Here is a 15,403-nt window from a genome sequence, read left to right as displayed (position 1 = left end):
TCTTTTATGTATATTTTAATTCACAATAGGACCGGTTTCAGCATTTATCAGCTGAATTAAATCCCTTGGTGCTATTTCTACTTGAAATCCAATTTTACCACCACTTACAATGATTTTATCTAGATTCAGGGATGAATCATCAATTACAGTATTATAATTTTTCTTCATACCTATAGGCGAGCATCCACCTCTAATATATCCCGTTATCTTAAGCATATCACTAACTTTTATCATTTCTACTGACTTTTCTCCTACACGCTTTGCCGCCGCCTTAAGATTCAGTTCCTTTGCCACAGGAACTACGAATACATAAAAATCTCCACTATGGCCTTTTGTAACAAGAGTCTTAAATACATTCTCTACTGCTACTCCAAGTTTATTGGCTACTGATATTCCATCTACAGCACTATCCTTAACCTCATATGTATATATATTATAATTTATATTACTATTATCTAGTATCCTCATCACATTAGTTTTAGTATTAGCCATTTATTCATCAACTCCTCACATAGAATTATATCACTAAACTTTTACTAGTTTTATTAATATTACTTATTAATTTTACTAAGTCTATTTCATAAATAAAAGGAATATATTTATACTACCAAACTCTTTTATGGAGGTACATTCGTGATAAAAACTTTTTTCATTTATGTCCTACTTCTTACCTCTGGTGGATTAGGAATTTTATATTATCTTTTAAATGATAAATATAACAAACAAAATATTCAAGTAAGAGTTCTAACAAAACAAAATAATAGTTTAACATCTCAATTAAACACTATTAATAAGCCAAATGAAACTTTAAAAGTTTACTCTAGACCTATTAGATTTAATACTGGTGAAACAATAAAACGGTGCTCTCTTTATATCTCACCTCTCAGTAATAGTCCTATACTCCGCTCCATCCCATCTAACTCAAGGGTAGCAATTCTTGATGGAGTTGAAGCTTTAGAAACCTTATGGTACGAAGTACGCCTTATAACCTCTGACACAGTAAATACAAAGGGTTTTGTTAGACAAGAATTGATTAAAGAACTTCAAATTATAGAAACTCACATTATAAAAAATTAAATCTTTCTCTAAAAGAAATCAAATTATTCATAGTATTATTAAAATTTTTAAAAACAAAACGACCAGGATATACTTGGCCGTTTTATTCTTTAAAATTATTTATCCATATATTCTCTTGTAGGTGGTAGATCGTTTTTAGCTCCTTTAGTAAATAGCATTTGATGTAAATCTACAACTCCATTATTAAATGAAGCCGCACAAGAACATAAATATATTTCCCACATTCTTATAAATCTTTCATCTACCAATTTTTTAATTTCATCTATATTATCTTGAAAATTTTTATACCAATAAAGCAATGTTTTCTTGTAATGAAGTCTTAAACTTTCTACATCTATAGTACAAAACTTATGCTCACAAGCAGTATCCATTATTTCTCTTATACTAGGAATTACACCGCCTGGAAAGATGTATTTTTTAATCCATGGGTCTCCTTGAGATTCATGGATACTACTTATATAGTGTAATAAAAACTCACCTTTAGGATTTAATACTTTACTTACATTATCAAAGAATAAACTGTAATTTTCTCTTCCAACATGCTCAATCATACCAACACTAACTACTCTATCAAAGGTCATACCTGAATCCTTTAATTTTCTATAGTCTAAAAGCTTAACTTGTAGATACTCCCTTAGGTTTTCCTTCTCAATTAGCTCTGAAAACCCCTTATATTGTTCTTCACTAAGGGTTATACCAACGCCATGGATTTTATATTTTTTAGCAGCTTCTACTAATAAATACCCCCAACCACATCCAATATCTAATAAGCTCATACCTTCCTTTAAATTAAGCTTATTAAGTATATGATATATTTTATTCATCTGAGCTTCTTCTAATGTATCATTATCATTTTTAAAGTAAGCGCAAGAGTAACTCATGGTTTTATCAAGCCATAACTTATAAAAATCGTTTCCTATATCATAATGAGAACATACCTCCTCCTTTTGATGCTTTAAAGAAGTAGAAGTATGCAGTAGCTTTTTAAGACCTTTTATATCTAAGGTAAACTTATCTATGTTACTTAATAGCGTATCAAGAGCATAGTATAGATCTCCTTCTATTAAATCTATATCTCCATTCATATAAGCTTCTCCTAAAGCGAGAGAAGTACTTTTTAGCAAATCAGTTTTATTAGGTAATTTTCTTATAACTATCTTAAACTTAGGTTCACCTTCACCTATAATAAATTTCCCTTCGTCCTTATATTTTACCGAAAAAGGAACTGTATCAAACTGTTTTAAAAATCCTTCAATTAAACTTTTTTCTATTGCCATAATTTCCTCCACTAATTAACAAAATCTTTTTATATTATGGACAATATTTTCTATAAGAATACAAAGGTTACTTATTGTTCACAAATTCCCTTTTGGGATTCCTTTCTAATTTTTTTAAGTGCTTTTTTAGAACCTCTTTCTATATCATGTTCTAACTTTCTTTCCTTATAAGCTATAAAAATCTGATTTAAGTCATAACCTTCAGGATATAACTCTGTAGCACTAACCTCTAGCTTTAACCTCTTATAATTCACTTCAATAAAATCACCATCTAAAAATACAATTATATTATTAAATTCATCTTTTTCTTTATATACAACCCCTGGTAACTTCTTATCTAGAACAATAACCCTATCACCTTTTTCATAGTTATAGGATTCTTCACTATAATTATCAACTTCTTTATTTCTATTAATCTTGCTATCTCTTAACAATTCATAGTTATAACTTTTAGTTTCAATATATTTTCTTGTTCTATCTATTATTTTATCAGCTATACCCATTTTTTTTGAAATATAAAGGGCATTACTATTTCCACTCTTCCCAATAGAAATCTTATATAGTGGATCTAAGGTCTCTCTTTGGAATTCCATGGCTGCATTTTCAAAATCAGGATGATTCTGAGAAAAGTTCTTAATCTCTCCATAATGAGTAGATGCTATGGTAATGCATCCTTTATGATAAAACTCCTCTAGTATCGCAATAGCAAGTGCTGCTCCTTCATTAGGTTCTGTACCACTTCCTATCTCATCCAAAAGAAGAAGGGTATTTTTATTACTCTCCTTTAAAATTCCACTAAGATTCTTAACATGAGATGAAAATGTACTTAAAGCGTTTTCCACACTTTGATCGTCTCCAATATCCACAAATATTTTCTCAAATATGGCTATTTCGCTTCCTGATTCAGCACCTATATGAAATCCACTTTGCGTAGCTAATGTAAGAAGTCCCACTGTCTTTAACACCACTGTCTTCCCCCCTGCATTAGGTCCAGTTATAATCAAGGTTCTATAATCATCCCCTATATTAAAATCTAGCGGAACGGCATTTTTAATTAATGGATATCTACCCTTAATTATATTTATATATCCATGATTATTTAGAATTGGCTGTATTCCATCTATATCTTTACTATATTTTGCTTTTGCTATAATCATATCATATTCTGCAATGACTTCTATATTTATCTTTAACTCTTTAATCCTCTCAAATATCATATCAGTTAATGTTGCAAGTATTCTATACTCTTCCATGGCCTCTTCTGATTTTAGTGTAGTTAACTCCGTAGTATACTTTGATACAGAACTTGGCTCTATAAATACAGTAGTCCCTTTAGAAGACACTTCTACAATAGATCCTTGAACTTGATTCTTATAGGAAGCTTTTATAGGAATTGTATATCTACCATTCCTTTGACTTATAAAAAACTCTTGAATATATTCTTTATTGGCACTACTTCTTATAAACTTATCTAACCTTTCTTTTATCTTTTCTTCACAACTTTCTATATGTCGTCTAATTCTCTTAAGTTCTTTACTAGCATTAGAATCCACTATGCTTCCTTTAATTGAAGTCTCTATTTCCTCTTCAATATATTTTAATTCTGTGATACTTTTACCATAAGCACTTAAAGTTGGCGCATATCCTTCTTTATCTTCTATAAAAATTTTAACCTTTCTGCATCCACGCAAAAAATTATCTATTGTTGTTAGCTCTGATGGTTCAAGCACTGAGCCTTTTTCAATCTTATCTATCAAAGGAGCAATATTAAATATTCCCTTTAATGGCATGTGATAAGAAGCATCAATAAGGTTTCTACCTTCAGATGTTTCCTCTAACATTCTTTTCACTTGCTTAATATTATTACTAGGTTGAAGTTTATCTAGTAACTCTCTTCCTAATCCACTTACACAATAAGATTTAATAATTTCTTTTATTTTATTATAATGTAATTTTTCCAATGTACTAATATTCATTTTCACGATTCCTTTACTTATTATTAAGTCCATGAAATCCTTCATAGATTTCCAAAATAAAAAAAGCCATGGATACTCCCACAGCTTTAAACTTGCCATTAACAGAGATAGCTATAGCTATCCTAAGGTAAATTTCGTGGACTTGTATCTTTAATAGTTTTAATTAATCCCACAACAAATAAAGGTATATACTACCCAAATTTTTAAGATTAATATTTAATTACTATTTTAAATACTAGACACTCACAAAAATACCTCTCTCTCATTTTCGAAATCTATGTAACTTAATGTTAAAGCATTATTTATAAAAAATCAATACATTTTTTAAATCAAATATATCCATTAATAAAATATTTTCTTTTCCATTGTTTTACTTATATGTAACATATGCTATAATAATTTTATTACTTGTATTTTATTGAAGGAGGGTTAAGTATGTTATCACTTACATTTTTTATATTTATGCTAATATCACTAGGATTTCTAATATACTTTAATTATCATCCTCATGGCTATAAAATGCCTATAGTTAAGACTATTACTAGTCTATTATTTATTGCTATATGCGTATCTAGCTATAAAATTCTTTACTTCAATACCCAATACTTCATATTTATACTTTTTGCATTAATAACATCTTTAATTGGAGATGTATCCCTTGCCTTTAATACTAATAAAGATGATGAAGTAAGCAAAATGTTTGTATATGGATTAATTAGTTTTTCTATTGCTCATATATTCTTTTCTTTAGCCTTTGCTACTCTTACCCCTGTGCTAATTTGGCATGTTCTATTATTTATTCTAATTTCAATAATCTCTATTCTATTTTTAAATCTAATAAAAGGCTTTGATTTTAAGGGAGCCTATAAACTAGTTGTTACTTATTCAATTATAATTAGTTTTATGGTTACAAGGGCATTATCATTAACTCCCTTAATCCATGAAAACTTTTTAAGTACTATACTTATAATTATAGGTGCATGTCTCTTCTTTTTATCTGATTTAATTTTGTGTTTTATATACTTTCATAAAAAATCACCATCTTACATGACAGCATTGAACTTGTTATGTTACTATGTAGGACAAGGTCTTATAGCTCTTAGTTTAGCTCTATAACAGCTTTACAACATAAGCAGTATAAATTCTATAAATAAAAAATAGATATTAGTATAGTTTTATTAATATCTATTCTTTATTTGCTCCAACCTATGTATATATTCTAATTTTCTTTATCCTATTCCTATCTATATCTTCAATTATAAATCTATAATTACTATAAATTATTTCTTCGCTTATATTAGGGAATCTTCCTAGCACACCTATTATAAATCCACCTATGGAATCAAATTCCTCGGACTCAATTTTTGTTCCTATAAGTTCATTTATATCCTCTATTCTAACACTTCCTTCAACTATATACTCATCTTCCTTTACCACATATATTTCTGGTTCTTCATCATCATATTCATCACTTATATCCCCAACTATCTCCTCTATTAAATCTTCAATAGTTACAATTCCAACGGTTCCACCATATTCATCAAGGACTACTACCATATGCTGCCTATTTTTATTCATATCTTTAAATAGCTCTGTAACCTTTCTAAACTCATAGGTATAGGTTATTTCCCTCATATAGTTTTTCAAACTAAATCCCTTAGTATCTTCCATAAATATAATATCCTTAACATTTAATATCCCCACTATATTATCTATAGTATTTGAATATATAGGTATTCTTGAAAACCCTTCTTCCTTTATAACTGAAATAATCTTATCCAAACTTTCCTCTATATCTAAAGCTATTATGTCTACCCTTTGAACCATAACATCCTTTGCATAAAGGTCTCCAAATTGAAATACATTATGAATCATATCCTTTTCCTCTGACTTTAGTATACCTTCCTCTTCACTAACGTCCACCATAGTTTTTAATTCATCTTCTGTTATAAATGGTTTATTACTATCACTTTTCCCTCCAAGTAATTTTATAAAGAACTTTGATATTGTAGTAGTTATGATAACTACTGGTTTAAGCATCTTACTTACAATAAATATTGGATTTGCAACTCTTAGTGATATTTGCTCAGAATTTTGTGAAGCTAAAGTTTTTGGGGTAATCTCACCAAAAATAAGTACTACTATAGTCATTATTATAGTACTTATAGCCACACCTCTACTTCCAATAAGATTAATAGCTAAAACCGTTGCTAAAGAAGATGATGCTATATTCACAACATTATTCCCAACTAAAATTGATGCTAATAAGCTACTAGGATTATCAGTTAATTCCTTAACTCTATTAGATCCCTTTATGTTTTCCTCTACCATATGTCTAACCCTTATCTTGCTAATAGACATTAAGGCAGTTTCTGATGCAGAGAAAAAGCTAGATAGTATTATTAATATTATTAATCCTATAATCTGTATATATATTATTGAACTCAAACCTACTCCTCCTCTCCCTTAACTAATATCTACTTCAATTGATATTAAACAAAACTTTAAAAGTAGTAATGAAATAAAATATATATCTTAATTATGCTACATTTCACTCTAAAATATTATCTAAAAGGTTTTATAAGAAAAATATATCTTTTAATAAAATATATTTTTAAAAATCATAATAAAGGTGTCACCAATATATTAGAATAATCATAATATGTAGTATGCCTCTAAGGCATTGGAGGGAAATAAATGAGTAATATGTATAGTAACTATAATAATTATAATGATGCTTATGAAGACTATGAGAATTATGAATGTTATCCTAACTATTCTAATTATGAATATGATGCCAATGATAACTATATGAACCACAATAACTGTAGTAATAATTCTAATGACTCTTGTAGACACAAAGAGCAAACCCATGTTCATGAATATACTGGTAGTACAATAATAGCTTCTGAAGATTGTTCAGTTCATAACCATCGATTTGCTGGGGTAACTGGTGAAGCTATTCCTTACCGTAACTCACACGTCCATAAGCTTCAAACAAATACTGATTTCTATGATCACTTTCATGAAATTTGTGATACAACTGGACCAGCTATTCCGGTTGGCAATGGAAGACATGTTCACTTTGTAAAAGGAAGAACTTCTGATGAAGATGACCATACTCATAAATATATGTTTGCGACTTTAATTGAATCACCAACTCTTTGTAACCACAAAAGATAATATATAAAGTTATTTAACTTAAAATAGAATAACTACAACCTAGTAAATTCCAGGTTGTAGTTTAAATAATATTCTCTATACATACTCTAGCTTCATAAGATTCCCTTTTACAATTTGTCCCCCCCAGGTACTTTTAAAGGAATGAAACTAGAGTTTATACAACCCAAAACTTATTAAAATCCCTGTAATATAGTATTGCAGGGATTTTATTATACAGACTATTCATCAATAATCTTTGTACTACATAGGATTTGGGGACTTTATTTATAGCTTCTCTTTATTAATTAACTTATTTATCGAATCCTCTACTCGTTTTTTTCGTGTTTCTTCCTTTTTAGCAGAATCTATATAATCCACATATTTCTTCTGATTAGAGTAAGATAAACTATTCCAAAAATCATATACTTCATTAGATTCTTCAATTCTTATTTTAAAATCTTCAGGAAGATTAATTTTTCTTTCTTCCTCATCCTTTTCAACTGTAACTTTAACATAATCTCCAATATCTTTATTTATCTTTTTTCTTATATCTTTAGTTACACCTATTATGTGGCACTCTGTTCCCATTTTAACAATAGATCCCCTATATGGCACCCCATCAAAAGTAGCTTTAACTTTAACCCTCTTAGCTCCAAAAATTTCTTCTACATTAAAAGGTATCTCTATATATGCTCCACCTTTTCCCATTGCTTCTTTAAGTTGTCCTTCAAACTTCTCCATTATATTATTCTCCTTTATATATGAAATAAAATATTCACTATAACTTCGATATGTTATAACATAATATCATATACTAATTATAATAAAATCTCACTTAGGAAACTATACAAATATTCATATAGGAAACTATTTACATATAAGCCTATTTAACTAGTTGTTTTATTCATGCGGGTTTCTGGGATTTTGCTGTTTTATAACATGGTTAAATCCATGTTATAATAGGGATAATATTTAATACTCTTCTTACCTATTTAACTACTATAAAATAGCCTAGCTAAGATAAATGAAATTATTATTCTACTTATCCTAACTAGGCTTATTAAATTAAAATATTATTTACATAGATCAATAATTACTTGAGTAAATATTTTAGCACTAAGTAGAAGTTCATCTACTACTGCAAACTCATCATCCCCATGTAAATTATTATCAGTACCTGGCATTGTACATCCAAAAGCTACTCCATTATTAATATGGTGAACATAGGTACCTCCTCCTATGGCTATACATTCTCCCTTTTGTCCACTATATTCTTCATAACATTTCAAAAGAGTTTGTATAAACTCGGAGTTTTCATCAACATGATGAGCTGGGAACATATCATCCCTAGATAAGATTATATTATCCTTTGCCATATTGTCTCTTAAAACATCACGCACATTTTCATTAGTTGCACAAAGTGGCGCTCTACAATCAAAGGTTCCACTTAACTCTGAAGTAGTATATTTAAATATATTTAAAGTTATAGTTAATTCACCAGATAAATCATCACTCATCTTAACACCACAAGCTTCCCCCTTGAAATCTCCATGTGGAAATAACTTACTAACAGCACATAGCTTCTTAAATCCTTCACTATTAGCGCATGGCATAGATGTAAGTAACTGTAACATTCCTGTAAGAGCATTATTTCCATTTTCAGGAGTAGACGCATGTGCTCCTGCTCCCTTGGCCTTAATAACCCAGCTTTCACCGTCTTTATCAAAGGTGAATTTTAAATTTGTGCTTTTTGCTGCATCTATACAATATTTATTTATTTCTTCCTCTGAGAAGCCTTCCACAACTGCAATTGCAGTGTCTGGAACTACATTAACCTTAACTCCACTTGTCATAGAAACTACTCTTGGTAAATTGTTATCTTCTTCAAACTTACTTTCAAAGGGACTATGTAGTCCTCCCTTTTCAATATTTATAACAGGAAAGTCTGCATCAGGTGAAAAGGTCATAGGTGCTTCTTTCTCTTTTTTATAGTAATATGCTATATCAGAACTTCCACATTCCTCATCTGTTCCTAATATAAGACGAACATTTTTACTTAAAGGTATATTTAAATCTTTAACAGCCTTTAAAGCATATAAAGCTGCTAATGCTGGTCCCTTGTCATCAGCTGAACCTCTTCCATATAATTTACCATCTTTCATTATTGGCTCAAAAGGTTTTGTAACTGTCCAATCATCACTAACCGGTACTACATCTAGATGGGCTAAAATATCTAATTGCTTTTCTTTATCATTAAAATCAATAGCTCCTACATAGTTATCATAATTTGTAGTATTAAATCCCATACCTTCTGCTAGCTCTAAAGCAGCCTTAAGAGCCTTTGCTGGGCCCTCTCCAAAAGGCATATCTTCTTTAGCCTCTGATCTATCACTTCTTATTCTTATTAAATCACATATGTCATTTAACATTTCATCCTTATGATTGTGAAAATATTCTTCTATTTGATTTTTATACATCCAAATCCCACCTTTATTTTAAAATTTAACTATAATTCCATTCTAATACTAAAATTGTTTTATTTCCATAGATGTTACAGTTAATTTACGCTTTTCGTTTCTTACAAATTTATTAATATTTATTCTATATCCTATAAATATAAAATATAATATATATAATAAGATATATAAAGTAACTATCTAGATTTTATTATATAGATAGTATTACTTACATTTTAAGTATAAGGAGAATTTAAGATGTCAAAGAAATTTTTTAAAAAATTAGCTATGACTATAGGTATTTTAACATGTATATCTATACCTACAACTGCTTTTGCAGATATTCATGGTGAATATCCAAGTGGTGAAATTCTAAGCTTTGGTTCTGATTTAAGTGATAGTCAAGAAGCTCAATTAAGAAAGTACTTTAAAGCTCCAGACAATATTGAAGCTATATATGTAGACAGTAAAATGGCACTAAAACAATTTGGTCTTGATGAAAAAGAATTAGCCAATTTTACAGGTGGATGGTATTCTAGTGCCTATGTTAAGCTATTACAAAAGGAAAATGGCGTAACAGTAAACTCTTCTAACTTAACACTAGTAACTAATGATATGCTTGCAAATGCATTAATTACTTCTGGAATATTGAATGCAGAGGTTACAGCCTCAGCTCCTTTTGAAGTAACTGGAGAATCAGCTCTTGCTGGAATCCTTGCTGGTGCTGAGAATATAATGGGTGGTGAGTTATCTACCTCTAATAAAAAAGCAGCTCAAGAGGAAATAGACGTATCCCTAGACTTAGCTGAAGAGATAGGGGATACAGAAGCTTCTGCAATTATCAACGAAGTTAAAACAGCTGTTATAAAAGACAAGCCTTCTAGCGAAGAGGAAATTAAAGAAATTATTGAAAAAGTTGAAAAAAAATATGATGTAGATATAAGTGCTACCATTCAAAACAATATGGTTGCATTAATGTCTAATATAAATGACCTAGACTTAGATTATTCTAAACTTAAGGATACCTTAGACAAAAGTGCATCTAAATTTAAAGATGAAATGGAAGCTCTAGGAAAAGAACTTAAGGATTCAGGCTTCTTTGATAAACTATTTAGCTGGATTAGCGATTTCTTCAGTTCACTTTTTAACTAAAATAAAGATTTAATTAAAAAAATAAACCGTACCTTTTAGGGTACGGTTTATTTTTTTATAATTTGTTAGTAAACTCTATCATATGATTATATAATTTATCTATGTTATCATGGTTATCCACGTAGAATTTATATAGTTCATTATAGGATACATTTTTTATAGTTTCTTCACAGTTTCTAAAGCCTTTTAAATAGTTATAAAACTCAGATGATATTTGTGGTAAAAATCCAGCATCTACTGAGTTGTCTATACTTACACTATATAAATTTTCATTATAAGGCTCGCTTATAGTCACTAAGCATTTACTCATATATTTTCCTAAAAGCTCTATAAAGTTAGTAAATTCCGCCTTAAAATTTCCTTCTGAAGTATCTGGTTTTTCATTATTCCTATCTATAATATTATCTAAGTTTTTTAAAACCTTTGGTATTTCTGATATAACTAATAATAAACTTCCCTTATCAAATTGTGCTCTTTTCATATACACTCACTCCTTACTAATAATTTAAATTTATTGCTTTATTAATGGCAAATTAAAAAACCTCTTAGCTACTAAAACTAAAAGGTCTTAAATCTTATCTATCATAGATTAAATCACACCCTTCCATCTCTCGTAGAATTATAGCGTAAAAAATAGGCAGGTGTTCTGACTCAAGTATCATTATTTTCTTCTGCCTTCCCATAAAAACAGTGGCATATTAGAAGAAAACTCCTCTCTTACAGCGGCGGGACCGTGTGGGATTTTCACCCAGCTTCTCTTTTAATCAGTTATAGGAAAATATAATCGAACCCATCTTCCATAATATTCAATTGTTACTATTATATTATACCCTTCTAATTTTCATGTCAAACCATTAATTATAGCCCTAACCATTGTTTTTCCTCCAAATTAGAAGTTTTAGTAGTTCTTTTAATGTTTATTGTTAAATATCTAAATTTAACTAATTATTTCTAATATTATCTAACATATCTTTAATCTTTTTATCACTATATTCTTCTAATTTCAATAGCTCATCATATGGATTTCCATCTAGACCTAAGTGTTTTGCAAAAGCCGGTTCTGTTTTCAATCCATTTTTCTTAAGGATAACAACCTCTTCTCTAGTTCTTTCTCCACCTAATCTAAGTATTCTATCTTCCACTACCATATGCCTATAACCATTCTGTTTACAACTATCCAATGACTGAGCATATATTTCTATTTCAATATCCTCCACATAAAAGTTTACAGTTAATATTGTCTCATTATCTGTACTATTATTACTTATATGAAATTTACTGAACATAGAATACCTATCTTCTACTATCTTCTGAAATTCCTTAAAATCATAAACTTCACATACTATATCTAAATCACTGTTTTCTATATCAATATTAATAGGTATAGTCCCTACTAATATTGGATTAAACTTTCTTAAAACATTAAATATATCTAGCTCCTTAAGTACTTTATATGAATTTTGTTGTTTTCTATTACCATGTTTAAGGTAGTTTATATTTATAAAATCTTTATTGTTCATACTAATCTAATTTTCATCCTTCTCTAGGAACTTTTCACTAATAAAAGTTGCTACACCATCCTCATCATTACTTCCTGTAATATGTGATGCACATTCTAAAATTTCTTCAATTGCATTTGATACTGCTATGCCTTGTCCACAATGTTTTATCATTCCTAGGTCATTAATATCATCACCAAATGCAGCTACCTCTTCTAGGCTTATATTTAAATATTTAACTATTTCGTTAATGGCATTAATTTTTGTTGCCTCTCTATGGGCAAATCTACACCAATCTTCTCCAACGTAAGTTAGAAAACTACATTGTGGATATTTAGAGGCTAGCTCCTCTGCAGCTTTACTCTCGAAAACCTCCACAGTTATTTTATAGGTCATACATTTTAGTGACTTGGAATAATCATTATATTTAGCATGAGTATAATCTTCACCGAATTTATTTATCTCTTCACTATTGGAATAATATCCACTTTCAGTTTCAACAGTTATTTCACCAATATTTGAACTCATCACACAATCTTTAATTAGGGAATCAGATACCTGTGCTGATAACATACATTTATAAATAACTTCATCTTTGCACTTTGCTAATGCTCCCCCATTAGAAATTACAATATCAGGATTAATTAATTTAATATAATTTGCAGCAGCTTGCTCTGAACGGGCTGTAGCTATAGCAATATATATTCCCTGATCCTTACATCTTCTTATAACATCTAAACTATAGTTAGAAATGCTTTTATCCGTCCTTAAAAGGGTTCTATCTAAATCAGTTATAATCAATTTTATCTTCTTCTCCATATTAATCCCCCAACTAAATTAATTTTCTTTATTAATGCTTAAATTATAGTAATTTAAATCCTCTCTTTTCTCCCATCCCATGGATCTCCAAAACCCATTCCCAACTTCATTATTAGTAAATACAACTAGTGCAGCTTTATTTATTCCTTCGCATTTTAAGGCATTAATAACTGAATTGACTAGCTTTTTCCCAATACCTTTTCCTCTGTATCTCATATCTACAGCAGTATGATAAACATATCCTCGTCTACCATCATGTCCACATAATATACTTCCTACTATTTTACCATCCTCTTCAGCTATAAAATTAGTAGTAGGGTTTCTCCTTAGAAATTTATCTATACCTTCTTTAGAATCATCTAAATTTCTTAGACCCATTCCAGGGGTAGAAGTCCATAGTTTAAAAATATCCTGGTAGTTTGAAATTTTCATTTCTACTATTTCCATATTAAGAACCCTCCATATTTTTTTACTACCTTATTTAAATATGTATAATACATCTCAACACTAATTATCTTAATATAGCTTGAATCATATTTCTTTTATCTTGATAATATTCTTTGCTCTCTTTAGACATTTTATTATAGCTTCTTTCAAGTTTGCTTTTAACAAACTCTAACCCATCATCAATATTCAGTTTTCTTTGAACAAATGCCAAATAAAATAGTGATGGCAATGTATCGTAATGAGAAATAGCATCAGCATCAGCAACGCATATTTCTTCCTTAGTTGTTTTTTCTTTTAATACACTTCCACGGTGATTTAATATACATAATTTAACTAACTCAATTTTATCTGTTGGATAATTATATGATTTTAAGATTTTCTCTGCCATATTTGCACCATGAATATGATGATTTTCGTATAACTTATAATCTGTGATTGAAGCTATATCATGCAACCATCCTGCAATTTCGCATACCTCAACATCTGCTTTATATAGTGTAGCTAATTCAACTGCATTATTCGCTACGCTTTCAATATGTTCATAACTTCCAACACCAAAAAAATTATTTGGACTTTCACATCTTCTTTTTACATCTTCCTTTATCTTCTCAATTATATTCCTTTCCATTTTTCCTCCATTCACCAAGCTACATCACTTATTAAAATATAATACTATTCAATTATCAAAAATCTATTTACTTAACCTTATCTACAATTGTAAAATATCTAAATTATCTTCTTGATAATATGAATTATATATAATTCTACTGCTCATTTAAATAATTATAATACATTTTATACATAATTATCTAGTTATTCTAAAATTATCTTTAGTATATTTTATAAACTTAAGACGAAAATTTTTTCAATAGTTATTTTTACAATATGACTAATGCTGCAATAAAACTAACCCAACTCATAATATTTTTTACTTTATGGAAGAACATTTAGAAGATTATAAATATGAAGTATGTTACCCGTCATGAAAAAAGGTACTGGGCAAATATCTACTACTGCTTCTGCTGTAAATGTGCAAAATTATGTAAAGTTATCAGAAGAGAAAATTCATAAAATAATGACAGAGAACCAATACAAACTTAACTTATCAGAAAAACAAAAAATAAGATGGCATAAAAATGCATTTATTTGGTAATAAAGTATTATTTCGTTAAAAAAACGCCGCTAAATTATCTTTAGCGACGTTTCTATTTTTAAAATGTTATTAAAATCCTATTTTACAGCTTCTTTAGAAGATGGAAGAATTACTTCAACCTCAGAATGTGGACGTGGGATTACGTGAACTGATACTAATTCTCCAACACGTTGTGCAGCAGCAGCTCCAGCATCTGTAGCAGCTTTAACAGCTCCAACATCTCCTCTAACCATAACAGTTACAAGTCCGCCTCCAACATATTCTTTACCTATTAAATATACGTTAGCTGCTTTAACCATAGCGTCAGCTGCCTCAATTGATCCTACCAAACCTTTTGTTTCTATCATTCCTAATGCATCGTATTTCATTTTATAATCCTCCTAAA

At 29.3% G+C, this 15,403-nt stretch carries 17 protein-coding genes and 1 riboswitch; of the genes, 5 read left to right on the top strand and 12 right to left on the bottom strand.

The window, feature by feature from the left end; all coding sequences use genetic code 11:
• Positions 1 to 15: 15 nt before the first annotated feature.
• The gene (gene ybaK, locus B3086_RS01385) at positions 16 to 492 is read right to left on the bottom strand and encodes a Cys-tRNA(Pro) deacylase (protein WP_346848828.1); all 477 of its coding nucleotides are present in this window, start codon (positions 490 to 492) and stop codon (positions 16 to 18) included.
• A gap of 141 nt (positions 493 to 633) precedes the next feature.
• On the opposite strand from ybaK, the gene B3086_RS01380 reads away from it, so the two are divergent.
• A complete protein-coding gene (locus B3086_RS01380; RefSeq protein ID WP_346848827.1) occupies positions 634 to 1,077 on the top strand; it encodes a hypothetical protein in 444 nt (147 codons plus the stop codon).
• Between the two features lie 95 nt (positions 1,078 to 1,172).
• On the opposite strand, the gene B3086_RS01375 is transcribed toward B3086_RS01380, so the two are convergent.
• Positions 1,173 to 2,354, bottom strand: coding sequence for a cyclopropane-fatty-acyl-phospholipid synthase family protein (locus B3086_RS01375; RefSeq protein ID WP_346848826.1), 1,182 nt, complete (start codon positions 2,352 to 2,354; stop codon positions 1,173 to 1,175).
• 71 nt (positions 2,355 to 2,425) lie between these two features.
• On the bottom strand, positions 2,426 to 4,330 hold the full coding sequence (locus B3086_RS01370) for an endonuclease MutS2 (protein WP_346848873.1): 1,905 nt from the start codon (positions 4,328 to 4,330) through the stop codon (positions 2,426 to 2,428).
• Between the two features lie 435 nt (positions 4,331 to 4,765).
• On the opposite strand from B3086_RS01370, the gene B3086_RS01365 reads away from it, so the two are divergent.
• Entirely contained in the window at positions 4,766 to 5,446 is a 681-nt protein-coding gene (locus B3086_RS01365) for a lysoplasmalogenase (protein ID WP_346892680.1), read from the top strand.
• 90 nt (positions 5,447 to 5,536) lie between these two features.
• On the opposite strand, the gene B3086_RS01360 is transcribed toward B3086_RS01365, so the two are convergent.
• Entirely contained in the window at positions 5,537 to 6,778 is a 1,242-nt protein-coding gene (locus tag B3086_RS01360) for a hemolysin family protein (RefSeq protein ID WP_346848824.1), read from the bottom strand.
• Between the two features lie 363 nt (positions 6,779 to 7,141).
• Between B3086_RS01360 and B3086_RS01355 the strand changes: the two genes are divergently transcribed.
• A complete protein-coding gene (locus B3086_RS01355) occupies positions 7,142 to 7,513 on the top strand; it encodes a YmaF family protein (protein ID WP_346848872.1) in 372 nt (123 codons plus the stop codon).
• Between the two features lie 264 nt (positions 7,514 to 7,777).
• Here B3086_RS01355 and B3086_RS01350 read toward each other — a convergent pair whose 3' ends face one another.
• Together B3086_RS01350 and pepV are read right to left on the bottom strand one after the other, a co-directional pair.
• A complete protein-coding gene (locus B3086_RS01350; protein ID WP_346848823.1) occupies positions 7,778 to 8,233 on the bottom strand; it encodes a YdeI/OmpD-associated family protein in 456 nt (151 codons plus the stop codon).
• Positions 8,234 to 8,565: 332 nt separating this feature from the next.
• Complete coding sequence (gene pepV / locus B3086_RS01345) at positions 8,566 to 9,969, bottom strand: dipeptidase PepV (protein WP_346848822.1); 1,404 nt, start codon at positions 9,967 to 9,969, stop codon at positions 8,566 to 8,568.
• A gap of 237 nt (positions 9,970 to 10,206) precedes the next feature.
• On the opposite strand from pepV, the gene B3086_RS01340 reads away from it, so the two are divergent.
• Positions 10,207 to 11,100 (top strand): DUF1002 domain-containing protein, encoded by an 894-nt coding sequence (locus B3086_RS01340; RefSeq protein WP_346848821.1) that lies wholly within the window; start codon positions 10,207 to 10,209, stop codon positions 11,098 to 11,100.
• A 55-nt stretch (positions 11,101 to 11,155) separates the two neighbouring features.
• On the opposite strand, the gene B3086_RS01335 is transcribed toward B3086_RS01340, so the two are convergent.
• The 5 genes from B3086_RS01335 to B3086_RS01315 all read right to left on the bottom strand — a co-directional run bounded on the left by B3086_RS01335 (position 11,156) and on the right by B3086_RS01315 (position 14,493).
• Positions 11,156 to 11,581: a hypothetical protein gene (locus tag B3086_RS01335; protein ID WP_346848820.1), complete on the bottom strand. Its 426-nt coding sequence runs from the start codon at positions 11,579 to 11,581 to the stop codon at positions 11,156 to 11,158.
• 138 nt (positions 11,582 to 11,719) lie between these two features.
• Positions 11,720 to 11,909, bottom strand: a riboswitch (cobalamin riboswitch).
• Between the two features lie 132 nt (positions 11,910 to 12,041).
• On the bottom strand, positions 12,042 to 12,620 hold the full coding sequence (locus B3086_RS01330) for a DUF4269 domain-containing protein (protein WP_346848819.1): 579 nt from the start codon (positions 12,618 to 12,620) through the stop codon (positions 12,042 to 12,044).
• Positions 12,621 to 12,626: 6 nt separating this feature from the next.
• The gene (locus B3086_RS01325; protein WP_346892678.1) at positions 12,627 to 13,418 is read right to left on the bottom strand and encodes an HAD family hydrolase; all 792 of its coding nucleotides are present in this window, start codon (positions 13,416 to 13,418) and stop codon (positions 12,627 to 12,629) included.
• An 18-nt stretch (positions 13,419 to 13,436) separates the two neighbouring features.
• The gene (locus B3086_RS01320) at positions 13,437 to 13,865 is read right to left on the bottom strand and encodes a GNAT family N-acetyltransferase (RefSeq protein WP_346848817.1); all 429 of its coding nucleotides are present in this window, start codon (positions 13,863 to 13,865) and stop codon (positions 13,437 to 13,439) included.
• 64 nt (positions 13,866 to 13,929) lie between these two features.
• Entirely contained in the window at positions 13,930 to 14,493 is a 564-nt protein-coding gene (locus B3086_RS01315; protein WP_346848816.1) for an HD domain-containing protein, read from the bottom strand.
• Between the two features lie 354 nt (positions 14,494 to 14,847).
• On the opposite strand from B3086_RS01315, the gene B3086_RS01310 reads away from it, so the two are divergent.
• The gene (locus tag B3086_RS01310; protein WP_346848815.1) at positions 14,848 to 15,018 is read left to right on the top strand and encodes a hypothetical protein; all 171 of its coding nucleotides are present in this window, start codon (positions 14,848 to 14,850) and stop codon (positions 15,016 to 15,018) included.
• 77 nt (positions 15,019 to 15,095) lie between these two features.
• Here the strand turns inward: B3086_RS01310 and eutM are convergent, their stop codons facing one another.
• Positions 15,096 to 15,386, bottom strand: coding sequence for an ethanolamine utilization microcompartment protein EutM (gene eutM / locus B3086_RS01305; protein ID WP_346848814.1), 291 nt, complete (start codon positions 15,384 to 15,386; stop codon positions 15,096 to 15,098).
• Between the last annotated feature and the right edge of the window lie 17 nt (positions 15,387 to 15,403).

The sequence above is a fragment of the Clostridium sp. UBA871 genome (genome assembly GCF_002295255.1).
Lineage (GTDB): Bacteria > Bacillota > Clostridia > Clostridiales > Clostridiaceae > Clostridium_J > Clostridium_J sulfidigenes.
This window is presented reverse-complemented; position numbering and strand designations above follow the sequence as displayed.